A 26,187-nucleotide genomic window follows, 5' to 3' on the forward strand; every position below is an offset into this window, starting at 1 on the left:
GAGTATGTTTAAAAGGAAGTGATTCCCACACAGGGGCCGATATCATCCACCTTTCAATTTTATACTTCAAATGCCAGAATGTGGCCGGACACTTTACGCTTCTTTGATCGGTATCAACGAATATGACGGAAACGTAAAACCTTTGAAGGGATGTGTGAAGGATGTCCTGCTTGTCGATGCTTTTCTTCGGGATTTTTGTGACCAGCAACACCCTCCGATTGAATACAAGCCACTTTTTCTGCTTTCACCAAAAGAAAATAGCAAGGAGGTGGAAATCTATCAAAAAAGCCTGGGTACACCGCTTAATCATCGTTCACCGACATTTCAAAACGTGTCTCATTCGGCATTTTCACATTTGGAACAAGCTGATAATAGCCGGAAAGACATCTGTTTATTTTATTTCAGCGGCCATGGAGCCATTACCTCAGATGTCCCCATCGGGTTTGGGACTAAAAAACTGGAAACTCTGGTCTGCAAAGACAGTAGATATGGAGCTAGAGACCTCCGGGACAAAGAAATCGCTTTTTTGCTCCATAAAGTTCTGGACACAAAACCCAACATACATTGTCTGGTGATTACAGATTGTTGTCACGCCGGAGGGCTAACTAGAGCGGCTTATCTAGGCTATCGATCGATAGAGAATGAAGACTCCGGTGCAACACTCCAAGAATACTTAGGTTACGGGAAAGGTTTCTATAAAGACTTCGGCGGCCAGCTAGTTTATCCCTTTGCCGACTATGTGCACCTCGCTGCTTGTACCGCAGACCAAAAAGCCATAGACTCTGAAGCTGGAGGATACTTTACCAAAGGTCTGGTGGATCTGTTGCGAAAGGAAGGCAGAACAAGTTACCGTCAAATTGCCGGGCGCCTAAGTGATGCCATGACGGTGTCCCATTATAGGCAAACACCACTTGCACTTTGTCGAGAAGATTGGAAGCTCGACCGGAAATTTCTAGGAGAGGGATTAGCTCCCCTCAAACGGTCTTACCAGCTCGTATATAACAGGGAAAGAAGCCGCTGGCAACTAAATGCAGGATCCATTCATGGATTGGTGCCTTCCGGAGAATTTGGTAGGTCGATAGTCAGAGTGGACGGTACAAGAATCGAAATAGAATTAGCAACGGTCGAATTGATTCGATCATTGGTCGTAGGTGATGATCTGAAGCTACTGGATGTAGGCAATGATTCCTACGCTGTGACATTGGTCGAGTTGGCTGCCGAACCGATGACAATGGATATATCACGATTGGATAAGGACATGAAGAGGGAATTAATCCAAGCTTACGATAAAAAAAGGTGTCTCTACCTGAACATTATTGACGATTCCAGATTTTTCAGCTTTCAAGCGATCGAAAAAGAAAAAGAATTTTCCTTGGAGGGATATCCTTTTCTACCTTCTAAGAAAAACGCCGAAGAATTCCTTGACGATATTGAATCTGTGGCCCGCTGGACCTATTTCAAGAGCTTAGATGGCAAGCCGTCCTACTTCAAGGCTGAGGATTTTGAATTTACAGTCGAGAGGATTGAGGGACAGCCGATCAGCAATTCGAAATCACTAGACTGGGTTCGAGGAAAAATCACTACTATTAGTCCTAACACGAGTATCTACCTAAACTACGTCAATAACCATCAGCCGGCATTCCGATTTTCGATCAGGATGTGCAAAAACCTGAACCAGGAAGAATGCTATGTAGCCGCACTTTATTTTGGAAGTGAGTTTGGGATCTATGACAATTTTTTAACCAATGTCCGTCTTTCTGCAGAAAACCCACGGGCTCATCTAAATTACCATAAGACTGAAAATTCATTGATCCACGCTATTCCACTAAAAGTTCACCCCACTTTTTCGAAAAAGGAAATCGAATGTGTTGACGAATACTTGAAGATTATTGTCGCAGACAGACCTATTGACTTGAGTACAATAAGTCAGCCCGACTTACCACTCGACAAAAGCGAAGCAATGCGCGCTGGAAAAGACAGGATATCTAGTAAGGAAACGAAAGAATCCAAACCTATAATCTTCCTGGAATCGTTCGCAATATTTCATTTTCCAATCCGACTATGTCGCAGAGAGCAGGAAAAAGTTTGATTTTCTGTTCGAAAACAAAAAAGATAGTATATGCAAAAAGGTAAAGATGGAAAAAGAGGGCCGGGAGTTGAAAAAGGTATTCAAGACGAAATTACTGCGCTTCCGCGGCAAAATCTGAAGATTTTTGCAGTAGCAATTGATGAGTACGAACACGCCAATTATTGGCCTAAACTGGAATATCCAGTTACCGATTGTGAGCGGCTGCTCGTTGTGCTGAAAGATCGGTATGGCGCAGAATGCGTCGTCGAGCTATACGATAAGGATGCGACATTCGAAAAAGTTAAAAGGGATATTTTAGAACTCACTACAGGAGGAGCTAAAGAATTGGGGCCAGAAGATGACCTGATTATTCTGTTTTCAGGTCATAGCTACCGTTCCGACCACGGTGTTGGAGGTTTTGTGATGCACGACTCGGGAGATGCAGACAAACCTCAGGAACGAGATAAGATGATCAATCCGACTTGGCTCTTTAACCAGTTTAAGCAAATGTCTGCTTGGCGAATATTGCTTATAGTTGATACCTGCTATGGACTACAGTTTTCTAAAGTACAGGTAGATAGCCTGCCTGATTCTGGGAAGCTCACCCTTAAAAAGGAATTCAGGCCGGGTCGCTGGACTCTGAGTTCTTCTCGGGATGGGGAGGCACCGGATTACAGCCGTTTTATGCGGGGGATTGCCGGGTTGCTGGACAGGAATGAGGAAGAGCAGCTACTTCTAAAGAAATTGGATGGAGAACTATCGACGGATTTACAGAATTTCAAGCAAGATCTTCCTATGTCCAAGGACCTTGTAACGGACGACAAACTAACTGGAGACTTTGTTTTTTCTAGAAAAATGCCGGAGCCCTATCCGAAAAAAAGCCATTTGGAGTTTTTGGAAGCGCTTCGGGAGGGATCATCCAAATATCTGGAGAAATTGAGCCAGGAACGATTCTGCTACGCACGGATAGAGGAACTCTTACCGGGCACCGACTCCGGAAAACTCATGTCAACAGAAGTGGAAGTAGCGAAAAAGAGAATGCTGTTGACAACGGCGGTCAGAGAAAAAAGAAAAGATACGGGTAAGCCGCACGTCCTGTTACTTGGCGACGGCGGTATGGGAAAAACAACCTCTTTGTTACATCTCTGGGAAAGCATGCTGACCTGCCAAGAGGACCCAATCCCAGTTTTTATAGCGTTAAACGAATACAACCATGCCAGAAAAGGGGAACAAAAAAACTACCTTACTTGGTATATCGCAAGGCACTATTTGGGTGTCAAAGACCCTGACCCCTATTTAGTCGAAGATCAGTTGTGGAAACTGCTTCAAGTAAATCCAACTGGTGAGCAACCGGAAATAATTCTCCTGTTGGATGGGTTTAACGAGGTTTCTTCCGACCAAACCGAGCTGCTTGAGGAGTTGTCTTGGGCGAGTAAAGCTAAGAACGTTCAGATAGTATTGACTTCACGTTATGTGGAGACCCAGCGGTTTATCTGGGTGCAGCATATGGAGGAAGTCCGACTCCTTCCTTTGGAGGAAGATCTAATAAGGCAATATTTGGCTACTATCCACTTGGACTATCCCGAAGACAGACGGCTGAAGTCAGTTCTTACTAATCCGATGATGCTGGCAAGCTACGCCAAAACAGAACATTTAGCGAAAATCTATGGAGGGGAACACAGTCCATACTTCTTCTACGAAGCGAAAACTGAGGCTGAAATCTTATGGAATTTTAATGAGGCCTTGTTGGCCAAAGCAATGGATAATGCGGGAGATGCCGATGACCAAAATGAGAATGAGAAAAACAGTCTAAAAAAATACATAGTGCGGAAACTGTTTCCCTATCTGGCTTGGAGGATGGAAAAAGAAGGATTGTTTTTTATTTCCCTAGAATCAAATATCGATAAAGAACTCAGCTTTGACAGCGTTGTGAAGGATGCTTTTGGGGAATTGCCTGATATGGAACTTGCAGTTGCAAAGAATAGAGGAAAAGATATTACGGCCAAAGAGAAGAGGAAAGCGACTGAACATATCCTCAACTTTCTGAAAGAGCAGCTTCATCTGTTAATTCAAGAAGGGAAAGAACTTCGTTTCCTACATCAGAACTTTCGGGACTTTTATGCTGCCTGTCATCTGCTTAATTGTATCAAGGTTTCCATAGCAGAAGAGAGACGACCCGAAGAGTGGAAGGAGCGGGCATTACCTATTTATTTACGGAAAATGATAGGACAATTGCAAGGAGAGCATGAATTTAATGCGAATGCGGGACAGAGTGATTCATTTTTAAAATCTAGTTCACCGAACAAAGGCAAATTGAGGGCCCTATTGGAATCTTGTCGAGGGAAAAGCATGGGGTTAGATAATACTGTTTGGAACTTGGTTACATTAATTTATGAGCAAAAAAGGAATCTTGTAGATATGGATTTTAGCAAATTAGATCTATTTGGGTTGAATTTCAACAATATTCAGTTTTCCCAGAAAATTAGTTCGAATTATCGTAAAACTAACTTTCACCATGCAAAAGTATCTGGGAAACAGTTTGTTTTTATGGGTCATTCTGACAAAGTTAGCTGTATATCATACAGTTCGGATGGAAAAAAAATTCTCTCTTCATCCTACGACATGACGATAAAGGAGTGGTTGATTGACACAAAGCAGTGTATCAAAACGTATAGAGGCCACCATGACAGAGTGAATTCCGCAAAATATAATAGTGACAACAGAAAAATTATTTCTGCATCTGATGATGGAACAATAAGAGAATGGGAAGTCAATAGTGATAGTGTAGTAATTTTAGTAAAAAGTAAATTTAAGAAATTTAAAAACGCTAAATTTAATCTAAGTGGGAGCTTGATCCTAATAGAAGCAGAAGAATCAGAAAACACATATAAGCTCGATCGAGAAGAAAAAAAAAGATTAGGTGACAACCCGTCAAACGTCCAAATAAAAGAAAAATTAATAACTAGGTTTGGCGCTTTCACACAAAAATCAAATAATTATTATTTGGAACCAGATTTTAAAGAAAAAGAAAGAAAATATAAATTGAATGAAGAGGAAAATAAACCGAAGAGAGAATCTAAAATTAATTCAAAAATAAACAACTTGGTGAGTGTATACTCAAATATAGAAAAGTTATTACTGTTTGATTTTGAAGAAGTGAATAAGCTGAGCGGGGCAAATAACGTGATTTTCAACCATGATGAAACAGCAATTTTATCGGTTAATACTAGCCAGGAAATTGAAATACGCTCTGTCACTAATTTTGCATTATTATTTAAAAAGAAATTAGAAAAAGTATCAATTGATAAAATTCTTTCTTACGATAATAATAAGATTACATTAGTAGTAAATGGAAATTCTATTATTGAATGGTCAATCAAAAAAAATAAAATTGTAAATAGGTATTCTACAGGAAAATATAAAATAGTTTCTTCAGATATTTCTAAAACAGCTATAATTACTTATTCGAGTGATAAAGTTATTAGAGAATGGAAAAGAGGTGAAACAACTTGCAAAAATAAAATAAAAATATTAGGAAATGAGGTAAAATCAATACAATTTGCTGCTTTTGGAAGAAATTTACTATTAACCAATTCACTAGGAAGTGTAACCATACTTGATTTGGATAAAGGTTACAGTGATTTGATTTTTGATATATATAACAGGTCTTGCAGTGATTCTTTATACAATAGGGAAAGTAATCTGGTAATATCTCCAATTTGGAATAATAATATAGTTAATGTTTGGTCGGCAAAAAATGGAAAATGCGTTGATATTATTAAGTTAAAAAACGAAAATATCGAATTGGATTTAGCATCTGAAAAAATAATTAAGTTATGGGCTATTGAAGCAAGTAACACCTTTCTCCCATTAAGAGTTAATCCATTTAATTCGTCAGATGAGAGATTTATTGAAGCTGATAATAAAGGGACATTAACTGAGTATAGTGCTTTTTTCCATAGGAAGACGATTAGTTTCGACTATGATCCAGGCCTCTACGTTCAAGGACTCGACCTTCGCAACCTCCACCCCGATTCAGTATTTACCGAAGAAGAAAAAGAACGCATGCGAAAATACGGTGCCATCTTTAATGATCAGGATAAGGCAGACTGGGAAGCAGCAGTGAAGGATGCCTATGGAAATAGGGAAGAATAAGAACCCTCAATCATGGATACTTGGCTGAAACGCTTGATCACCCTATAGCGCCTCAACCTTTTTTAGGATGCGGAGGACAACGACATTGGGTTGTCTTAACTCTTATAGAAATCGACACTGAACTGATTTTTTGGATGGTTTTTTTTTTTGCTTCAGGAGAAAATCACCAAAATCAATTACCTGCACCCGCTTTGACTTTTTAAATTTTGATTCGCTCCGCTAGCTCTTACCGAAAATCTGACTTGTCCGGTCCCGGCGAAGAGCTGAAGTAAACCTGAATCCAGGTTACTGGTCTTGGTATTCCTCCCCCCTCTTTCGTCTATTTTTTTAAAATAGTAGGGTATCCCCTTGCTTGACGAAAAAAAAATCAAAAAAAAACCAAAAAAGAACTTCTGCAAGTCACCACCAATTGGATGCCTTGGATAAGTCTGTTTGGCCCTTTATCAATAATAATCCATGAACATAAACTAAGGCGTAGAGCAAAATTTTGCTTGACGTTTTGCTTGACGTCAAGCAGTATAACTAAGGTATAAGGAGTTTTGAAATTTCGATGAACCTAAACCCTCATCCAAATGAGAACTTCTCTTAAAAACCTGGTAAAAATCTTCCTGCTTGGAGTATTCGTGTGTGTAGCCGTAAGTGGCTGTGGACTGCTTTCACACGATAAAGATGATCTAAAACCCTCAAAAAGCCAAGTCGTAATGGAAACCGAAGATCCTGATGAGGAGGATCCTGGCCGAGACGACTGACACATCCACGGTACTTGTTCAATCAAGGTAATCAAATGAATCTGCTTTAATCTATATCCACTTTCCCATCGGTGTAGGCGAGTTCCTGCACCGATGGTATTTTGACTCTGATTCCTCTTCGTTACTATTTTTCGACATGGAATTCCGATAAGTTGTTTCGACGGCTTTTTGCTTCGGCCAAATTAAATTATACTTGATAAGTTACAAGTCCACATCAGGTTAGCTATGAAAACTTTAAGTACATGATTAGTGGTGAGTTCATTTTCCTGCTTGATATTGGCCTTTCCATGCTGATTTTTCACTGATATACTATGATTGTTTTACTCTTGGCCTCTCTGCTGGTTTTTGGAACTACTTCTCCGGCTAGTAGCAAGTCTGACCCTATTCCTGACTCACTCTACAAACAGGCATCCCGCTACCTTGATCAAGGTGATTACCAAAAAGCGATCATTAACTTAAAGTCATTGGAACAAAACAGAGCCTGGTCCGAAGAAGCAGTAAACCTGAGGAAGACCTATAATAATCTTGGCTTTGCCTATTACAAGCTCGATCAATTTGATTCCAGCGTATTTTACTACAAAAAGAGCTATGACTATTCGGTCTTACTAAAAGACACGGCTAAGATCGTCTCTGCATTCAACTCCGTTGCATTGAATTATAGAAAACTAGGTCAATATGGTCTCTCATTAGAAAACTATCAAAAAGCCCATGATTTGGCTCTCCGACAAGGTAATCTGGACATTTTGGCTCAAATACTGACCAATTTGGGCTTGGTATACCAAAATCTAGGACGAAAAGAAGAGGCACTTGCTTACCATCACAAATCTTGGGCAGTGGCCACAGAAGCAAAAGACTCCACAGCGGCTGCTGTCGCTCTCAACAATATAGCTATCAGCCACAAAGCTTTGGAAGCGTTGGACAGCAGCCTTTACTACAACCTGAAAAGTCTAGAGCTAAAAAGGCGAATGGGAAATAAACCTAACACTGTGGTCTCGACGCTGAATAATATTGGAACCTCCTATCTAGCGAAGGGAAACTACCCAGAAGCCGAAAAGTATTTCATCGAGTCCAATGGCCTGTATAAGCAAATCAAGGACATCCCCGGTCTTTTGGCCAGCTATAACAATCTCGGGGACCTGGCCTTGAGAAGAAACCAGTTGGAAAATTCCCAAGCTTATCTCGACTCGGGAGCTTTTCTCTTTCCGAAAGTCAGTGATCTGGTTTTCAAGCGGGACAATCTGGAGCTGCGACTGGCTGTTCTGGAGCGAAAGAAAGACTATGAACGCGCCTTACCGGTGTACCGGGATCTGACAGCCATCAACGAGCGGATCTTTCAAGAAGAAAAGCTGAACGTGCAGGAGGTGGAAGCCAGCTACCGGATCAGAGAAGAATCGCTGCTACGGGAAGCAGCCGAGCAGCAGGCAGGCTTGGCTGAGGCCGACGCGAAAGCTGCCAGGCAGTTTCTAGTGCTGTTTGGCGTCATTGTATTGTTGTCCTTGATCTTCGGAATGCAGCTCTTCCGGCTCAACAAACAGCTCAAGACCAAAAACGCGATCATCCAAGACCAAAAGCGGGACAACGAACACCGGATCTACAACTTCCTGTCCCGCCTGCAAGGCCTGCTGCGCACCGCTTCCGAAAACGTGCCGGACCAGACTTCTCGAGAGATCCTTCTAAATTCCGAGGCAGCAATTATCTCAGCAGCGGCACTGCAGGAGCAGCTCACCTACTCGGAAACCGAGAATGAGGAAATACTAGTGGGCAAGTATCTGGAGGGGCTCACCCACCGGCTTCGGGAGATGTTTGAACTCACCGGCAGTACTGCCAAACTTCAGATTTTCGTCAAGGAGGACGCAAAATTGCCTGTTCAGACAGCATTGAATCTAGGACTAATGATCTCGGAAATCATTACCAACTCCATGAAATATGCCTTCCCTTCAAATATCCCAGATCCCATAGTTGGAATATCTGTGCGAAAGTCCGAAAACATCCTCACCATCCAGGTCGGCGACAACGGCGTAGGCATCGCCGACCTCCAAAAGAAGGGAATGGGTTCGGTACTGATCCAACGCTTGGCCAAATACATCAAAGCCGAGCTTTCGGTGGATTCGGGGGCAGGAACCCAATACTTGATTGCGCTGAAGGTGGCAGAACACCCTTAGAATTCAGCTAACCTTCTACCGGGCATCTCCTTTGGGGAAAGAATCACCAGTATTGGTGATAGTGATCAAAATCCAGTATTCTAACTTGGTCGGAAAACACTTCTAATAAACTGCCATGAAACCCCGCTCCCAACCTTTCTGGTATCTTTTTCCTCTGTTGAGCGCCTTAGTTTTTTCCTGCGAACTGGAGTCAGAAGGAGATACAGATCCTGTTATTGAAGACCCCATAATCGAAGTAGTCGACGGAGGCTTGGATACGCTTGGCAACTGGACTTGGGTGGATTTTGGAGAGGTGGAATTGGCCGGTGACGAAATTGTATTCGCCAGCCCGGACACAGTATATTTAATCAACAGGATATTCTTCCCTTTTCCCGGATTCAAGGTCAGCTATGATGGAGGAAATACCTGGCTGCCGAATGCAAGCCAGTACAACATCATTAGAGGATTCAACTGGATGCACGTAATTGACCATGACAACATATTCCTCTACGGTCGATATGCACCTATGCTTTCCCAGTCTAACTACAATGCCATTATCTACAATCTAAACTTCAACGACCTACCCAATTCTACCTATCGGAATTTTTACTACGAGGGCTGGTATGGCTATATCGCGGACGTAGGATCAAGAGGTGACGATGTCTATGCGCTCAACTTGTCAAGCAAAATCACAATCAAAGGAAAGAAAGATTGGGTAGAGTACAATCTAAATAGGTATTCCCGATTTGAAACCCTCGTTTTTGCCTCGGACTCGGTTGGATTTGTCGGTTCAGATGAAGGGGAGCTTCTGATGACCCGCGACCGAAACAATTCATGGGAAAGCATTTTGCAGGATCCGGACGATCTGGAGTTTGTCGAATTGTTTTTCTATAACACAGAGTTGGGATTTGCGCTCACCAACTCCAATGTCATGTATCGTACCGCTGACGGAGGGGAGAATTGGTCAAAGATCCTACTCCCACACAACGCCGAGCTCCAAGAGACCTACTACCTGAACAAAAAAATTGTCATGGTAGACCAGTCGAGAGGTTTCACCAACTACGGCCGGGAGGTTTTTGAGACCAAAGATGGTGGCATCACATGGACTAGGACACTAAGGGTGGGAAAAACTGAGGTGGAAGGGATTTCCTATGATCAAGTCGGCGCGATTTGGGCCGTGACGGGACAAGGCTTGCTAAAAATGGAATTGGACTAGCTTGTCCCCTTGTCGGGCATTCTTTTCCGACGAATGGATTCTCTGGGCATAAAAAAAGCTCCAAGTTTTGCCTGCTTCTAAAAGTATTTTCAATCCTTTCCCAAAAAAACTTTCCTAAAACAACTGAGCAAAAGCCTTCGCTTGGTAAATTGAACCTGACCATCGGCCCCTCGATACTATGAGCACATCTTTCCCTAACTCGGCTTGGTTTGATAGAACAATCTAGTCCGGCTTATGACCAAGTTACTGTTAGTAGAAGACGACCCATTTTTTGCCGACCTGTTGTTGTCTGACCTCCGCGATCTTTTTCCCCATGGCGAACTCAAACTGATCGGCCCGGCCGAGAACTTTCAGGACGCCATCACCCTGATCCAATCCGAAAAGCCAGATATGGCCCTGCTGGATATCAATCTTGGCTCAACAAACGACTTGTCGGGAATCCGCATCGCAGAATTTCTCAACCGAACCCATCCCATTCCGATCATTTTCATCTCGGGACTGCCACAGGGCTTTGATCGGGCGAAATACACTCTCCCCGTCGCCTTTCTGAGAAAACCCTACCGCAAACAAGACTTGGCCGACCAGCTCGAGCTGCTGATGGTCCGACATAGCATGGAAAGTCGACTGAAATTCGAGCCTGAAACCACACCAAAATCAAACGGTAGAAATACCCTTTTTGTCACCGTCAACCGGGGAGAAATGGTTCCTCTTCACCTGGACCAGCTCCTGCTTCTGGAAGCAGACGGCAAGGTAATTAAGGCTCATTGCCAGCACATCCCCTACCCTATTGTATTTACCTCACCCGGGCTAAAAAATTTTTTCGAGGAGCATCAGACATTTTTCAAAGAGCGATTCTTCCAAGTAAGTCGCAAGCATGTGGTCAACATTTCACAGATATCCCGAATCAAGGACAACCACATATTCATTCAAAAAACCTCCCCATCCGGCACAAAGGCCGAATTCAAAATCCCCTTCCCTGCAAATAGCGACAGCAAAAAAAATCTGTTGGAAATACTTTCTGGAAGCCAGTCCTAACAAGCCGCTTACTAGTAAACTTTTTTTCGTATCGAACTGAATATCACCAATTCTAATGAGACTGGAGTTCCTTCCACGGAATAGTTTTGGTGTATAGAGAATTGGATTTCAGACTCCATTTCTACTCAGAACTTTGTCAAAACCATAGACCATCAACGGCATGAAATGCGGAACCTGCGAATCGGACAACGTACAAAAACTCAGTGTCATTTATCAAAACGGCACCTCAAAAACTATCGGTAACATCCACTCTTCGCACTCGGGAGGCGGGATAGGCTTCGGATCGGGAGGTATTGGTGGATTTGGCGGTGTCGGAACCTCCAGATCAACTGTCAATACCACCACATCCTCGGACCTAGCCAAGCGATGTGCTCCACCGGATAAGTACAACTTCAAAGCTCCTACACTTATGGTTGTATTTGCACTCGCTGCAATTCTCTTATTTGACGGCTTGGCTCAAATGGATATGGCAGGGATTGCCTCTCTGGCAATTTTAGGCTTAATCGGGGGAGCAGTCTACTTTGGCTACAAGGGATTTAGCTACAACAAAAACGAATATCCTGTTTTGATGCAAGCCTAGTCCAAAAAGTGGCATTGCAACAAGTGTGGGGAGATTTTTTAGACCTCTAGCAAGTAATCCTGCTCATAACCCCCTGGGGCAATTGCCATTGGACTTAGCAGGCCCAAGCTTAGATGTGGGTTTGCTAGAAAAGTCCAATCCATTTCAACATCAATCAGTGGAGTCCAGAAACCACCAAAAACGGGGCGTGTCCGAAAAGCCTTACGAGTAGGACAATCAAACCAAAACAATATGAACAGAAAACTCAACACTGTTTTCGCATCGCTTGCAGTAGTTGCAATGATGTCCGGCTGCGCTTTGACCACACCAATCAATGCGACAAGCAATCCATTAGGCCCCAAGGTTGGAACTGCAAAGGCCACCGGCTTTTTGGGGATCATTTTCTTTGACGGGGACGCCAGCATCAGGACGGCTGCAAAAAATGGAGGGATAACCAAAATTTCAACCGTAGATATCAAGCACACAAGTATCCTAGGCTTGATTGTCACCTATGAGGCTATTGTCACTGGTGACTAAGCTTCACTAATGCCAAGGGTTTGAACCTTGGCATTAGCTAATCCCGACTAGTTGGCCCCTAGGTAGAAACACGCCTAGGAAAAACGCGCCAATCCAGACTATGGGCAAAGCGAAACCCAAAGCCATTGAACTTCAACCAACGGGGGACTATTCAATGGAATCTCACGAATCTCAGCAAACAATAAGATGAAGTCTCAACCATTTTCAAAAACAATATCAATTCGGAAGCTGAGCCTCCTATTCTTGATTTCATTTTTTTTTGGAGGCTGTGTTCCGACTAGGCAATCAAGTACGAACTCAGGTAAAAACTATTTTGAGTCTTTCTATGCTGGCGAAAATGGCATGCAGTATTTCATAAAGCCCATTCTGTTGAAAAACATCGAGAAGGAGGAGTACCTGATGGCAGATTTCACCTTCCGACACCAAAATGAAGCCACTGATTCCGTCACGGTGAATTTTAGTATTGAAGGAGATGATCTTCACAAAAAAATCGACAGTCTGGTGATTTCCAGCAGTTCGGTCGCCTTCGCAACCAAAAGAATTGAACTGTTATTCAATGAAAAGAGCAAAAGGGGGTATGTGTCGAGGTATACGACAAAAGTCAGTCTAAATGACATGCGGCATCTCTTTGGACAAGGAACATGGGATTATACCATTTATAATGAAACCTTATCCAACTCCTTCCTGCCCACCCCAAAAAGCAAAAAGGCAATAAGCGCCATAAACAACAATCTTTTTATCCTAATGTAAGGGCGATCCCACGATCCAGCTTTATAAACAAAACAAGATATGAAAAGTCAACCAATTTCAGCAGCATATCCGATTCTCGCCCTAGTTTTCGGAATCCTCTTCAGCAGCTGCCAAAAAGATGAGGAACCAAATCAATTTACAGGCAGTCAGGAAGAAATAGAGGAGTTTCTAACTCCTGAGCTTACTGAAATCATGACAGACCTAGGATTGGAAATCAACACAGGAAACACACCTCCAAACATCGAAGGAAATTACTTGGCAGAGGCTGTATTGATGTCGTCAAGTGTTGCAGGTGACGTCCCGGGAAAAAGATTCTTAGATGCGGTCATGAAATTTGAAAATCAGAACAACAAAGACCTATCCGTCACCTTCTCCTATGCTCAAACCATTGAATCAGGAACGGGTATAGGAGCTTTGATCGCTGGAAGCCAAGATTCGTTTTCTGCCATACTAAAGGTCGAAGGAACGCACGGCACCGGATCGGCCACTGCACAATTAGTGATGGTTATATCGGGAAAGATGACTTCTGAGGGGATAAGAGACTTTCAATGGGCGCTTTTCATGCTGGACAACAAAGGAGACAGTCAATATATAGCTAACAATACAGGGAGGGTATTTAAAGAATTGGACAACATCGCCGAGAAAACCACTCTTTCTATTCCATCTGGCAGGTTGGCTCCCGGATTGGAAAGTTCGCGTAAGTCCGCTATCGGGCGATAGCAGTCTCAAAAACAGAAACCAGAAAAAGCTCCGAAACGGCACTACGGTAAATGGTGTATTCTGAACTGACACTGAACGTTTCCTCCCATCACTTCTCGCCAACCAAAGTATTTAAAACAAAATCAATGTAAACTAATGGATATGCCGACAATAAAAACCACACCTCATTTATCCAGCCTAGTATTGATAGGTGTCGTGATGCTTCTGTCCAGCGGATGCGACTCCCTTTCCGGCGGAGATCAATGCCAGGAGAGAAAGGAATTCAAAGATTTTGAAGTTATGGTCAAGTCATTCGATGTGCTTTCCAGTAAGCAAGATTGTTTCAGACTCCAAGCGGCTGCTACCAAGCTTTTGGCGAACTCTAAAGGCTGCGCGGACGAATTAGAGATCATAGCAACTGCCTCCCCTTGGGAGAGTTTCAACTGCGATTACTGGCATGATTGGAACGACTAGTCTATATCACAAATAGATTACTTCGTGGAAAGTAGTAAGCCCCATGTGTTCCAAAATTACCAACATGCAAAAACGCTTCAAAAAATTCCAATCGCAGCAATTAAATACTAAAGAAGCGGGAATTCTACATAAGATCAATCTGGTGATTTCGGTTCTACAACAACGAAGTAAATTGAAGTAATCAGCAATTTAAACTAGCATATAAAACAATCAATTTGAATTAAGTATGAGATTTATACTCAAAATACCATTAGTCATAGTAATCTCGCTATCATACTGTTTGGACGGATTTTCCCAGAAGAAAAAAGATGAATTGCAATATCAGCCAATACCCCTGGCTAATGTGGAAGAAGCATTTCCAGTTGCGCTAATGATTCTGGAAGACAACTACGGTGTATCTATTTCAGGATTGGATTGGGGCAAAAAGGAAATCACTTCGATGAACTACAATTACAGAAAGGTTCTTGGAGAGTTTAGGTTCAAATTTCTGATCACTATAGATTCCGACAACGTTTTGGATGTGTATGCAAGCAATGTTCAAACCACAAGTGCAGACGGAGGATGGATGGATTACATGGTAGAAAAAAGAGAGCGCGCGATAGTGGCTCAATTTACAGAGGAGTTGAGGAAAAACCTCCAAGATCCTGCTATAATAAGAAAAGCACAAAGTAGGTTTTATACAGATCTAAATGTGAACGCATTGTTTTTTGATACGGCTACAAAAGTTGCCGGTGATCGCTGGTTTGAAAATTTCATTAAAGACCGACCGGTAAAATGGAAACTATCATTTGTGGAACTCTCCAAAAACAACTCTAAGGAATTTGACTATGAATACTTGGAAAACTATGCCATTTCGGTTGAATTTGTAAGTGGTGATCAAAGCAAATTTTATGTAAAAAGATATACAAATTCCGACGCCAATGTATTAACAAGAAAAGGATCCTCGGTGATTGTAGATGGTACATGCCTTGCACTAAACTATACAAACTCTTTTAGTATTATTTTGGTGGAGTAGTCGAAATCTATCAGATGAGTATACTCACTCTTCATTAGTATGTTAGAATTGTTGTCAAGTTTGACTATTTCAGTTCGACGATAAAATTGACAGATGCAAACTGAATGAGCCACCAGGTGCCAGATCACATCAAATCAAAAGCCAATCCATACTGCAAGAGTTCGTAGTTGCTCTTGATTTCCAAAACCTCCCGAACCCGACGTTTGTGGGTATTGACCGTATTAACACCTATAAACAGCCGATCGGCGATTTCTTCGGCACTCATTCCCTTTACCATAAAAGCAAGTACTTCCCTGCCTCTTCGGGTCAGCTGCTGAAACTTCCTCCTGTGGATCTTAGAGAAGGCCATCTCGCTGACTATCCTGGCTGTCTTGGCCGGCACCCACCCCATCAGGCTGGAAGGAAATATCTGGATCACTCGAAGAGGGCCTAGGCCTGCCTCTGTTTCTTTCACTATTTCAACCGATATCAACTCAGCCTCCCCCGGAGAGTCGGCGGAGCTGTATCTTATGTACAACTCATGGCTGCTGTAAGTCCCAATAAGACAAGTGTGGGGATCTTGAGCATCGAAGATCTGCCTACGGAATTCCACCATAGGCAAATGCTTGAAAAAAGACTGACTGAGACCGTATCGATCTCTTCCTCTTTGGCAGAGATAGAGATTTTCCGCCGGTTCGATACGCTGGATGACTTTGACACCCGGCAGCCATCGATCTAGCTCTTCAAATTTGCCGATCTTCTCGCTGAGAACTCGGCTATTTCTCTCATTGGACACTTCCATGCTTTTTCTTTTTTTATCGAAAAAAGAATCCACGAGTCTTGTCCAAAAAATACAATCACAAAGGTGGTATTCTGGTGGATGAATGTTTGGCTTTCTGGTATAAGCGTTTTTGAACTCACCATTGATAATGAAACAGCCAACTCAATTCTTGCTGCCCGAGGGACGTTGTTCAATTCTAATCATACCCCTCTTTTTAGGACAGTACATCATCGCTGAGGCGGAGCTGCAATGCTTGGGGCATCATCGAAAACCGGATGATGCATACGACGATAATTATCCTCGAAAAGAATTTCATTCTGGGCTTCCCAAACCCCTGGGCTTCCAGAATTGAGTGGTTTAGTGAATTTGTAACAAACCTGTTACAGGCAAATTCGGATAACAGCCATTGAAAAAAGTAAATGCGGTTTTGTCCATGATTCATAAAAATTGAACCAGTTGTTCTATATCACAGACTTGGATAAGAGGCAACCACCAAAGGCAATCTATCCCTCCTTTAAATACACTTTTCGAGAAACTTATTTGCATTGCTGAGGTGAGCGTGCTTCTTCCCCTTTTCCATTCGATTCCATGTGTGGTGCATCATGGAGAGCCTGGGGTTTGATTTGAAAAAATCGGAATGTTTGTCCACAAATCTCCAGAAGAGACCATCCCAAACATCTTCCCATTCACCTTTTGGGTAGTCGCTCATTTTCCTGAGGTAATTGGATCCCCCGATATAGGGTTTGGTGGCAAACAATCCCCCATCGGCAAACTGGCTCATCCCATACACGTTGGGCACCATCACCCAGTCGTAGGCATCAATAAACAGTTCCATAAACCAGCGGTACACCTCATCTGGATCAAACTCGCATAGCAGCATGAAATTCCCAAGTATCATCAGCCTTTCGATATGGTGGCAATACCCTGTATTCAATACCTTTTTGATCGTCTGGTCCACCGGTGGTATGCCGGTGGTACCGTCATAAAAACAGGCTGGAATCCTTCTTTTGAAACCCCAAAAATTCTTGGTGCGGGAATAGCTCCCCCTATACACGTAAACTCCCCGGATAAACTCCCGCCAACCGGTGATTTGGCGAACAAAGCCTTCCGTGGAATTGATCGGAACCTTCTCTCTTCTGGCAAAATCCAGACACTCTTTCAAAACGTATTCGGGGACCAGTAAGCCAACGTTGAGTAAAGGTGAAAGCAAGCTGTGGTGTAAAAAAGACGCGTTTTTGACTATGGCATCCTCATAGTCACCAAACTGATGAAACCTGTGCTCAAAAAACTGATCCAACCAAGCCTTGGCTTGAAGCTGGTCGATGGGATAGATGGGCCCTTTGGTCAGTTCACCTGGATTGACCCCAAAATGTTTTTTTGTATAGGCCAGCGCTTCCTCCCAATAGGGTGTAGAATCGGGAAACCGGATAGAAGGAGGAGTTTTCCCCTTAGGATATTTCTTCCTGTTCTCAGAATCAAATGTCCAGTTCCCACCTTCCGGCTCCCCTTGCCGAGTCAACAAAATCTTCCTTTTTATTCGCTCCTGCTTATAGAATGTGGTCTGAAAAAAAGACTTTCTGTCCGGCTTGAAAAAATCGGAAAGCTCAGCTCGGCTATTTAGGAAGGCGGGACTGTCATAGAATTTCAATTCAAGGGAAACCGCCATTTCCCTGAGCCTTTTTTCCAACCAATCATCGACCGGGTCTACGCAATGGATCTCGGTAATCCCTTCCTGATCAATTACCTGTCTGAATTTCCGGATATCGGAAAGCCCGGACATGCTTTCTATGTATCGGACCGTTCTCCCCTTTTCCTCCAAAAACCCTTGATAGGCTTTCATCGACGCTCTGTGAAAGGCCAGTTTTTGTTTGTGAAAGCGGTATTGCCTAAAAAACAAATGCTCTTCCACCAGGTAAATTTCATGCCCGTTATCCAGCAGGGGGCTTACTGAGAAAAGCTGATGGGGAAAAATAAGATTAACGGCTTTTGTCATGTGGCTTGTTTCTTTTACACCGTTCGCTGCAATATTTCACCCCATCCCAGTTTTTTTCCCATTTTTTTCTCCAGGAAAACGTCCTGTTGCAAACTGGACAGGTTTTTTGGGGAAGTTCGATTTTCTTCATTCCTGATCAGATTGTGAATGGCCCAGAGGTGTCCAGGGGAGTTTCGGTCTGTGGCCTCATGACAAATCCCAGCTGGGCGGGAATGAACCCAGATTGCCCACAGTGGAAAAGGTCGCGACGTTCTCTTGTTGAGCTAAGGGTTTGGTCGCAATAAAGTTGACTAGCTTTATCCCAAATAAAGAGTTGATCAAATTCAAGCGGTATTTCCGGTCCAATTTCAAGTTCTTCTTTTTGCAATCGCATGTTTCAGGTCGCTTGGTGAAATGTCAAATGGCAAGTTCATAGGCTTTGACAATGTCCTTTTCGCACTTTTTCCAAAAAGCAAAAAAAGAAGGATAATATCCCTGGACAGCACTCATCCATTCTCTCGCCTCTTCCCTGCCCCGGTAGTGGGAATTGGTTGGATGCTCCTTAAACACCAGGAATTGGGGATCCATTTGGGCCATCAAATCCGAAAACTCTCCCACAAAGAGCTGGATTCCTTGGATATTTTGACTTAAAGCCACCGCAAAGTCTAGGCATCTTTGTTGTACCGGGTACTTTTCGAAAAATGACGGTTCCAAAAGGAATACGCGCTGCACGTCCTCGCCTGGATGCCAATAGGGATCCAAATTGTAGTAATTGTAAACAAGCGTGGTTTTCGAATTTGCCAACCGGGGAGCTTCAGTTTTTGGTAATGTCAGATCGACCCGGAGTGGAATGTTCTCCTTGAGGATGCTTGGAGTCTCTAAATGCTCCAACTGCTCGTACTCTGCATCCAAAAAAGTATGCTCCTGATCATTTTGAAAGTAGTAGTTGATATTGCGCTGGTTGGCGTAGTATTTCTTGTGGGAATTGGTACCAGCCACCCATTGCCAGCTCAGATGGTTGCTTCCAAGATCTCCATCCAACAAATGGCTATACATCCATCGGGCGGGCTCGCGCCAATGGGAATTGGCAATATTGCAGCAGATAGAAGCCACATACATCCGCATGTGGTTGTGCATGTATCCCGTCTCATACAACTCAAGAATGGCCTCGTCCACCGCGGCAATTCCCGTATGCGCGGCGAGGATCGCCTTGGGTATTCCAAAATTTGATACCGGAGCTTGAGGCTGCCTTAAGTCCTGAAAAATTTCCCCCTTTTTTGAAATCCAGATTTGCTGCCAATAGTCCCTCCAAGCCAATTCCTGAACCAATTTTTCGATTTTGTGAAAAGGCAACTGTAAAGAAAGAATGTGTTCCAAAACACGTCGCGTCGAAATCAGACCACGGGAGATGTAGGGACTCAAGCGGGTGACCATTCCATTTCTGAAATTTCTGGTTGAGGCATATTCAGCAGGCTGGATATTCCGAACCCTTTCCTCGATCGAAATGATATCCGTTGGGAAGGTGTGCATCAGGATATTTTGTTTTGGGAGATGTTTTTTTGCCTAGGACTTTTGAAGCGGGAAATTGCAAAGCCCCGTTTCTTTGAGTGCTTTTGGCTGACTCCCGAATTCACCCTCTTTCTCCACATTTTGAAGGAACTTTCCCTCAGCTCATTGCGCATCAACCTGATCACCTGGGCCTCAGAAATCCCAAACTGGGATTTAATGGCTTCGAACGGCGTATGATCCTCCCAGGCCATTTCGATTATCCTATCCAATTCTACTGCGGTCATGAATTCTGCTGTGCCCATTTGAAAAAACCAAAGCGGGGAAATTGTTGTCCATTTAGAAAAAGTCGAATTGCCAAAAAATGTTTAGCTCCCAATCGCTCCACTGTGATTTTCCGCGGTCAACAAAACTCCAGCCCAAACCCTTTAAACTTAAGACCGGCTATAAATAAAGTTGGGGCGTTCAGCCCCTTGGGAAGGAAAGCCCTTGAAGGACTCCATTAAACTGAGGAAACCGTTTCGATTGTTATCGTGCAAATTCGATATCCCTTCACCGAAAAGAATCAACACCGCAAGTTCTATAGTCTATCATGGGAAACGGATCATCCAAACGACCAAATTGTCAACAGTTTAAATACGGCAACAAGACCGCTATCGGAATGCATTTCCACGGATAGTGGAAGCTTGACACAATGGGAGGATTTCAAAACTATCCTAACTCCCTCCTATCGGTGATTTGGCCCTTGGCATGGTACTGGTAAAAGATGATTCAAATAATTTACTCACTTAACCAACTACTACCATGATTAATTCACATCAAATCAGTTGCTCGACGGCCATGTCCAGCAAAGTGAAAACCGCAAGAGACGAATCCGTCGGCTCCATCAAGGAATTTATGATCAACACCGTCACAGGACAGGTGGACTATGTTGTGTTGAAAGTGGACGAAGGCTTTCTGAACCTTGGTTCAAAGCTTCTGGCTTTGCCCTTCGAGTCTTTCAATTTTGAAACCGCCCAAGACGATGTGGTTATTGTCAAGGAGACGAAGGAAACACTTGAAAATGCGCCAGGCTTCGACAGCGACAATTGGCCTTCAGGACCGCAGGCGGAGTTTATCCATACCATGCGAACGTATTATAGCGAAGAGCCTCGAAGTCTTTTCGGACGATATGACCATGCAAACAGAAGGTATTACAATGACGAGGATCGCTTTGATCTAGAGACAGACCGTATCCGTGACCGCTCTTACGGAGATGGATTCCTGGAAAAAGATCATCGAGGCGAAAGACAGTCAGACTACCGCAGAGGAGGAGATCCTTTGCTCTAAGTGCTGGCAAGTTATTGTAAGGGGGCCAATCCATGATGGATTGGCCTTTTTTTTTACAATCAGAATTTGGTATTGGACTTAGTCAAAGCCAATATCAACCAAAAAACGAATCAGATCCTACATCGCAAGCCTGAGACCAGAATTGTCTTCGGAAGATTTCAGGTGCCTATTCAGTGTCAAGACCCAGTTTTCCGCAATAAAATGCTCATCCGTCATCGTCCTGATCTGCCTTTGGTCAAAGATGGTGATGCTCTTTGCGGGCTTGCTTCGATCTTTGAAGTGCAGCAAAATATCGAGGTAATCCAGCTTTTTCAATTTGGTCTTGCCAACAGGCACCTCTTCGTAGTGTGCATCAAGCGAAGTATGGTCTACCTCGTCGAGCGGGATTGTCATCTGGGCAGGATAGTATCCAAAGCGGCAATAAACCAATATGTTTTGCTTGAGGTCCAATCCAAGCATATAGTGGTTTCTCCAGCGCTGAACTTTGTCCAAGACTAGTTTTCGGGTTGATGCAAACTCCTGAAAGGACTCCAGCCCACTTTTTTCCTGTCGACGGGAATTGATAAGATGAAATAAAAACGGTAGGCTTACTACGAACATAGCAACTAAGGGAAGCCAAAGGCCTCCGGGGAAATTCATTTCCATGGTAAAGGATTTTAGTGGTGAAAATTTTTGAACGAAGCGGGAATTGGTCCCGGGTGCGCCCAAACTACCACGTGAAGAAGAAGTGACGGAAGGTTTGCTTCACGTCGAAAAGTGGAGCTGTACTATACCTGCTTTCGCAGGCTCCTGCCACCGACGACTTCCAAAACAGGAATGGACTCGACGTTAAGGCTGGAGTGGCAAAATATTTAAGGTCAAATTCCAGTGAAGGGCTTTCCGGAAGGTTTCCCAAGTCGGAAACGAAGACTTTGGAAATCTGGAGATGCGATCTTCCATCGGAGATCGTCGCTCCTTCAACTGTCCGTGGGAGCAACAGGAGACAAAACAAGCTAACCATCCAAGTGGTCAGTAGAATACCGGTGGGAATCCGCTTGTTCATATGCTCAAAATCAAAGGAATATTACAAAAAATAAAATCGATCCAAATCTCCTTGTGGCAAAAAATTGTTAAAAATCATCAAGGGCCGATTGACTACCCAGATCGGCAGCTTTAGATCCTCCGGGAAAACCCACCTTTGGGGTGCAGTATAGTCTACTAAAGCCGCTCCCACTCATTCCTACCTCGTATACTGCGGGTTACCAAACCACTTTTATTATATTATGGGAAAGAATCGTTGCAAAACGGTCTCCCACCCAAATAACCCAACATGATGCAGATTTTTAGAACCTCCAGCCAAATTTGGCTATGTATCCTTCTGGTTTTCCTCGCGTGCAAATCCAGGTCATCGAAGGACGAAACCTCTCTTCCACAGACTACGATCCTGACACTCGTTCAAAACAACTCGGAAAGCACCATCTCGGTGATACGGCAAGGAGAAACCGAACCTTTCCTCGTGCAGAGCGCCAAGGAAGACTTCCGCCCCTACCTTCACCCCATCCTCGCTCCTGACAGAAAAGGGATACTGACCGAATACAGCCCCGGCCACCATAAGCATCAGACCGGCCTATATTGGGGCCTGACGAGAGTCAATGGTCGGGATTACTTTCACCATCCAGAAGGAGACTATTGGAAAAAAGTTGCCCTCAACATTGTCGAAGAAACCGGAGAGCAGGTGAAGTGGCAGACCATCTATCAGCTGTTGGATTCCTTGGGAAATCCGGTTTTGGAAGAGACCCAAAACTGGACATTGAGTGAGGTGAACGGAGAATATGCACTGGACCTGGAGTGGAAAGGCGAGGCAAAAACCGAGGTAACCATCGGGCAATACGACTATGGCAGCCTGTTCCTCCGAATGCCCTGGAAAGAGGGAATTGACGGGGAAATCGTCAACGCGGCCCGGCAGAAGAACGAACAGGCCGAAGGCCAACCTGCCATGTGGATCAATGTCGGAATGACGGTTGAAGGCAGAACCGACCGAGCGAATGTGGCAATCTTCGATCATCCCGAAAACCGGGGCTATCCCAACAAATGGCGCGTGGATGGGCAATTGGGCTTGGGTCCGGCATTTACGAGGGATGGAGACTGGGTAATCGAAAAAGGGAAAACCGAGACGATCAAACTCCGCTTGCTGGTCTATACCGGAGAAGCAAACGACCTCAAAATCACCGAATCCTGGGGGAAATTTTCAGGTCGGGAGGGAATGTACAATACCACCGAACTCTGGGGACTGGCTCAGGAAGAGGGCCGAAACGCCAAATTCTTAACTGCTCAGGAAGCCGTTGATGCGATGACCATCAAACCCGGCTACCAAGTGAATGTCTGGGCTTCCGAACCCATGATGACCCAACCCATGGCTTTTTGCTGGGATGACCGGGGAAGGCTTTGGATTGCCGAAAACAAGGATTATGAGTCCAGGGGCGACGGATTTTCCAATTCTGGAGACAGCCGAATCCTGATCTTGGAAGATACCGACGGAGACGGAGCCGCGGACAAACAATCCGTCTTCATGGAAGGGTTGGCCTTTCCTGCTGCCCTCGCGGTAGGCTTTGATGGAGTTTTCATCGGCGCGCCACCCAACCTGATCTTCGTCCCTGACAAAGACGGAGACGACAGGGCCGATTCGGACGACATCCAAATTCTCCTTACCGGTTGGGGAATCCGGGATCGACACGAAACTCTGAACAGTCTCCATTGGGGCCCGGACGGATGGCTCTATGGTTTGCAGGGTTTTGCCACCCCATCGAAGATCCGTAAACCCAAGGGTGAAGAAGCCAGCAAGCTATACTATCACAAGGATCCTTTTCCCGAGGATCTGCTGGAAAAAGAAGGGGTGGATATTAACGGAGGAGTTTGGCGCTACCATCCGGTCAAGGACAGGTTTGAAGTGGTGGCTCACGGCTTTAGCAATCCTTGGGGAATTGACTACGATGCCAAAGGTCAGCTGTTCATGAGTGCCTGCGTGATTCCGCACCTGTGGCATGTGATCCCGGGAGGAATCTACCATCGCCAGGGCGGGCAGCACTTCAACCCCTATGTCTACGAAGACATCAAAACCATCGCCAACCACAGCCACCGATCGGCCCACGGCGGAGCTAGGGTCTACCAGTCTGACGCTTTTCCTGAGGAGGAAAAAGGCCGCATCTTCATGGCCAATATCCACGAACACGGAGTTCTTTCTGATATTTTGATCCCCAAAGGTTCGGGCTTTGAAGGCAAACATGGAGACGAATTTATGATGGCCAACAATGCCCAATGGGTGGGTTTCAGTATGGAAATCGGTCCTGATGGAGGGCTCTACGCTCTTGATTGGCACGATGCGGACATCTGCGGCAAGGAGGTTCTGAATGAGGAAACAGGAAGGATCTTTCGGATCATGCCTGAAAAATCACTCGCCCAAAACTTTCCCGGCAGATACTCGGACCTGAATAAAATGACCGATGCGCAACTTGTCGCACTGCAGACCAATCCCTCCGATTGGCATGCGCGCCGGGCCCGTGGAATCCTGCACAAGCGGGCTGTAAACAAGACGCTTGCCACTCAAACCAATCCCTCTTTGAAGGCAATTTTCTCCTCAGACAAAAACCCGGACTGGAGGCTTCGGGCCATGTGGACGCTCCATCAGATCGGAGGATTTACAGAGAAAGAACTGGTCGCCTCACTTTCCGACAAGGATCCCTACGTCCGGGCTTGGGCGATCCAACTCCTCTGCGAGGACATGAAACCCACTCCTGAGGCTTTGGCTAAATTTAAATCCCTGGCAAAATCCGACCCTTCCCCGGTGGTCCGCTTATATCTCGCTGCGGCCTTGCAGCGGATTCCAACCGCAGACCGATGGGCCATCGCATCCAGTCTGATCCAGCATACCGAAGACGAAAAAGATCACAACCTGCCGAAGATGCTTTGGTACGGAATCGAACCTTGGTTTGCCGGTAACCCGGATCAAGTTCTCGAACTTGCCCCTACTTGCAAGCTCAGCTTTGTCACCCAAAATATAGCCAGACGGGCGGTAGATGGAAATCAGTTGGAAAAACTTGTTGCCTTGATCGGCAATGAAGGCCCAAATACAGAATTACTGATGTCGGGAATGCTGAGCGGAATGGAAGGACGAACAGATCTGAAAACTCCTTCCAATTGGAAAATGGTAGCCGAAAAACTCCAAAAATCCGGTGGAAAGAGTCAAACCCTGGCAATGGAAATCTCCGGACTTTTCGGAGACACGGAGGCGACCCAACGGGCTTTTGCAACGCTCAAAAATAAAGGCCTACCCCTAGACCAGCGAAAAAAATCCCTCCAAACCCTCACCGCCCAGCAGCAAAAAGGATTGCCCGCCGAAATCCCTGCGTTGCTTCAGGAGCCTGCCATGCGAAAAGATGCCATCCGGTCCATAGCAGCATTTGACAACGAATCCCTTGGCAAGTTGCTGCTGGAAAGCTATCCCAAATTTTCCCCAGAGGAAAAACTCGAAGCAATGCAGACCCTCTCCTCCCGGGCGAGATATGGAAATATGCTGACTAATGAACTCAAGAGTAAGAAAATCGCCAAATCAGAAGTTCCGGCAAGCGTCGCCCGCCAACTCCTGCGGGTGGTGGGAAGCGGATTTATTGAAGTTTGGGGGCCGATCGAATCCGTGCCCAAAGACAAAGCAGCTTACGACAAGTACCGCGCGATGCTCAAGCCTGAGTCCTTGGCCTCGGCCAATCTCAAAACCGGAAAAGCGGTCTTTACCAAAACCTGCGGCAGCTGCCACAAAATGTATGGCGAAGGGGGGATCATCGGCCCAGACCTAACCGGTTCAAACCGAACCGATCCGGAGTACGTCCTGATGAACGTACTCGAACCCACAGCAGAAATCCAGGACGACTACAAGATGGTCGTGATCAATACCCGGGACGGACGAACCTACTCCGGAAATGTCATCTCAGAAAACGAACGCCAAGTCACCCTGAGGATCGTGGGTCAGGATCAGGTGCTGATCAACAAATCCGGCATTCTGTCCCGTGAAGTGACTGACGTATCCATGATGCCTTCCGGCCTGTTTGAAAACCTGAGCCAAGAGGAAATTGTGAATCTGATGGGATATCTGAAGACGAATAAGCGGGTGGAGTGAAGATTTCAGTGAGCAGTGTTCAGTTATTCAGTTGGCAGTGGGCAATGGGCGGCAGTCCGGCTACTGCCGACTG

General features: G+C 44.8%; 21 protein-coding genes. 14 read left to right on the top strand and 7 right to left on the bottom strand.

What is annotated here, in order from left to right; translation table 11 throughout:
- The first annotated feature begins 70 nt into the window (after window positions 1–70).
- The 12 genes from J0A67_RS09905 (at window position 71) to J0A67_RS09960 (ending at window position 15,398) form a co-directional block, all read left to right on the top strand.
- A complete protein-coding gene (locus J0A67_RS09905; RefSeq protein WP_206569151.1) occupies window positions 71–2,089 on the top strand; it encodes a caspase family protein in 2,019 nt (672 codons plus the stop codon).
- A gap of 30 nt (window positions 2,090–2,119) precedes the next feature.
- Window positions 2,120–6,223, top strand: a complete 4,104-nt coding sequence (locus tag J0A67_RS09910) for an NACHT domain-containing protein (protein ID WP_206569152.1) — start codon at window positions 2,120–2,122, stop codon at window positions 6,221–6,223.
- 572 nt (window positions 6,224–6,795) lie between these two features.
- Window positions 6,796–6,972: a hypothetical protein gene (locus J0A67_RS09915; protein WP_206569153.1), complete on the top strand. Its 177-nt coding sequence runs from the start codon at window positions 6,796–6,798 to the stop codon at window positions 6,970–6,972.
- Between the two features lie 311 nt (window positions 6,973–7,283).
- Window positions 7,284–9,134 (top strand): tetratricopeptide repeat protein, encoded by a 1,851-nt coding sequence (locus tag J0A67_RS09920; protein ID WP_206569154.1) that lies wholly within the window; start codon window positions 7,284–7,286, stop codon window positions 9,132–9,134.
- A 115-nt stretch (window positions 9,135–9,249) separates the two neighbouring features.
- Window positions 9,250–10,329 (top strand): WD40/YVTN/BNR-like repeat-containing protein, encoded by a 1,080-nt coding sequence (locus J0A67_RS09925; RefSeq protein ID WP_206569155.1) that lies wholly within the window; start codon window positions 9,250–9,252, stop codon window positions 10,327–10,329.
- A gap of 234 nt (window positions 10,330–10,563) precedes the next feature.
- A complete protein-coding gene (locus tag J0A67_RS09930) occupies window positions 10,564–11,364 on the top strand; it encodes a response regulator (RefSeq protein WP_206569156.1) in 801 nt (266 codons plus the stop codon).
- Window positions 11,365–11,524: 160 nt separating this feature from the next.
- Window positions 11,525–11,944, top strand: coding sequence for a hypothetical protein (locus tag J0A67_RS09935; protein WP_206569157.1), 420 nt, complete (start codon window positions 11,525–11,527; stop codon window positions 11,942–11,944).
- 231 nt (window positions 11,945–12,175) lie between these two features.
- Window positions 12,176–12,460 (top strand): TRL-like family protein, encoded by a 285-nt coding sequence (locus J0A67_RS09940; protein ID WP_206569158.1) that lies wholly within the window; start codon window positions 12,176–12,178, stop codon window positions 12,458–12,460.
- A gap of 342 nt (window positions 12,461–12,802) precedes the next feature.
- Window positions 12,803–13,210, top strand: coding sequence for a hypothetical protein (locus tag J0A67_RS09945; protein WP_206569159.1), 408 nt, complete (start codon window positions 12,803–12,805; stop codon window positions 13,208–13,210).
- A 39-nt stretch (window positions 13,211–13,249) separates the two neighbouring features.
- Window positions 13,250–13,930 carry a hypothetical protein gene (locus J0A67_RS09950; protein ID WP_206569160.1) on the top strand — a complete coding sequence of 227 codons (681 nt, stop codon included), beginning with the start codon at window positions 13,250–13,252 and terminating at the stop codon, window positions 13,928–13,930.
- A 141-nt stretch (window positions 13,931–14,071) separates the two neighbouring features.
- Window positions 14,072–14,383: a hypothetical protein gene (locus tag J0A67_RS09955; protein WP_206569161.1), complete on the top strand. Its 312-nt coding sequence runs from the start codon at window positions 14,072–14,074 to the stop codon at window positions 14,381–14,383.
- Window positions 14,384–14,609: 226 nt separating this feature from the next.
- Complete coding sequence (locus tag J0A67_RS09960; RefSeq protein WP_206569162.1) at window positions 14,610–15,398, top strand: hypothetical protein; 789 nt, start codon at window positions 14,610–14,612, stop codon at window positions 15,396–15,398.
- 124 nt (window positions 15,399–15,522) lie between these two features.
- Here the strand turns inward: J0A67_RS09960 and J0A67_RS09965 are convergent, their stop codons facing one another.
- The 5 genes from J0A67_RS09965 to J0A67_RS09985 all read right to left on the bottom strand — a co-directional run bounded on the left by J0A67_RS09965 (window position 15,523) and on the right by J0A67_RS09985 (window position 19,923).
- Window positions 15,523–16,179 carry a helix-turn-helix domain-containing protein gene (locus tag J0A67_RS09965; RefSeq protein WP_206569163.1) on the bottom strand — a complete coding sequence of 219 codons (657 nt, stop codon included), beginning with the start codon at window positions 16,177–16,179 and terminating at the stop codon, window positions 15,523–15,525.
- Window positions 16,180–16,672: 493 nt separating this feature from the next.
- Window positions 16,673–18,151, bottom strand: coding sequence for a cryptochrome/photolyase family protein (locus tag J0A67_RS09970; RefSeq protein ID WP_206569164.1), 1,479 nt, complete (start codon window positions 18,149–18,151; stop codon window positions 16,673–16,675).
- Complete coding sequence (locus J0A67_RS09975) at window positions 18,135–18,281, bottom strand: DUF2256 domain-containing protein (protein WP_206569165.1); 147 nt, start codon at window positions 18,279–18,281, stop codon at window positions 18,135–18,137. The genes J0A67_RS09970 and J0A67_RS09975 overlap by 17 nt, the downstream gene beginning before the upstream one ends.
- A 266-nt stretch (window positions 18,282–18,547) precedes the next feature.
- The gene (locus tag J0A67_RS09980; protein ID WP_206569166.1) at window positions 18,548–19,660 is read right to left on the bottom strand and encodes an FAD-binding domain-containing protein; all 1,113 of its coding nucleotides are present in this window, start codon (window positions 19,658–19,660) and stop codon (window positions 18,548–18,550) included.
- Entirely contained in the window at window positions 19,660–19,923 is a 264-nt protein-coding gene (locus J0A67_RS09985) for a TIGR03643 family protein (RefSeq protein ID WP_206569167.1), read from the bottom strand. Before J0A67_RS09985 ends, J0A67_RS09980 begins: the two co-directional genes overlap by 1 nt.
- A gap of 517 nt (window positions 19,924–20,440) precedes the next feature.
- On the opposite strand from J0A67_RS09985, the gene J0A67_RS09990 reads away from it, so the two are divergent.
- Window positions 20,441–20,965 (top strand): PRC-barrel domain-containing protein, encoded by a 525-nt coding sequence (locus J0A67_RS09990; RefSeq protein ID WP_206569168.1) that lies wholly within the window; start codon window positions 20,441–20,443, stop codon window positions 20,963–20,965.
- 117 nt (window positions 20,966–21,082) lie between these two features.
- Here J0A67_RS09990 and J0A67_RS09995 read toward each other — a convergent pair whose 3' ends face one another.
- Together J0A67_RS09995 and J0A67_RS10000 are read right to left on the bottom strand one after the other, a co-directional pair.
- The gene (locus tag J0A67_RS09995) at window positions 21,083–21,610 is read right to left on the bottom strand and encodes a hypothetical protein (RefSeq protein WP_206569169.1); all 528 of its coding nucleotides are present in this window, start codon (window positions 21,608–21,610) and stop codon (window positions 21,083–21,085) included.
- A gap of 64 nt (window positions 21,611–21,674) precedes the next feature.
- Window positions 21,675–22,007: a hypothetical protein gene (locus J0A67_RS10000; protein WP_206569170.1), complete on the bottom strand. Its 333-nt coding sequence runs from the start codon at window positions 22,005–22,007 to the stop codon at window positions 21,675–21,677.
- A gap of 267 nt (window positions 22,008–22,274) precedes the next feature.
- Between J0A67_RS10000 and J0A67_RS10005 the strand changes: the two genes are divergently transcribed.
- Complete coding sequence (locus tag J0A67_RS10005; protein ID WP_241265131.1) at window positions 22,275–26,114, top strand: PVC-type heme-binding CxxCH protein; 3,840 nt, start codon at window positions 22,275–22,277, stop codon at window positions 26,112–26,114.
- Window positions 26,115–26,187 lie beyond the last annotated feature (73 nt).

Origin of the sequence: Algoriphagus aestuariicola (genome assembly GCF_017254835.1) — a bacterium.
Classification (GTDB): Bacteria; Bacteroidota; Bacteroidia; order Cytophagales; family Cyclobacteriaceae; genus Algoriphagus; species Algoriphagus aestuariicola.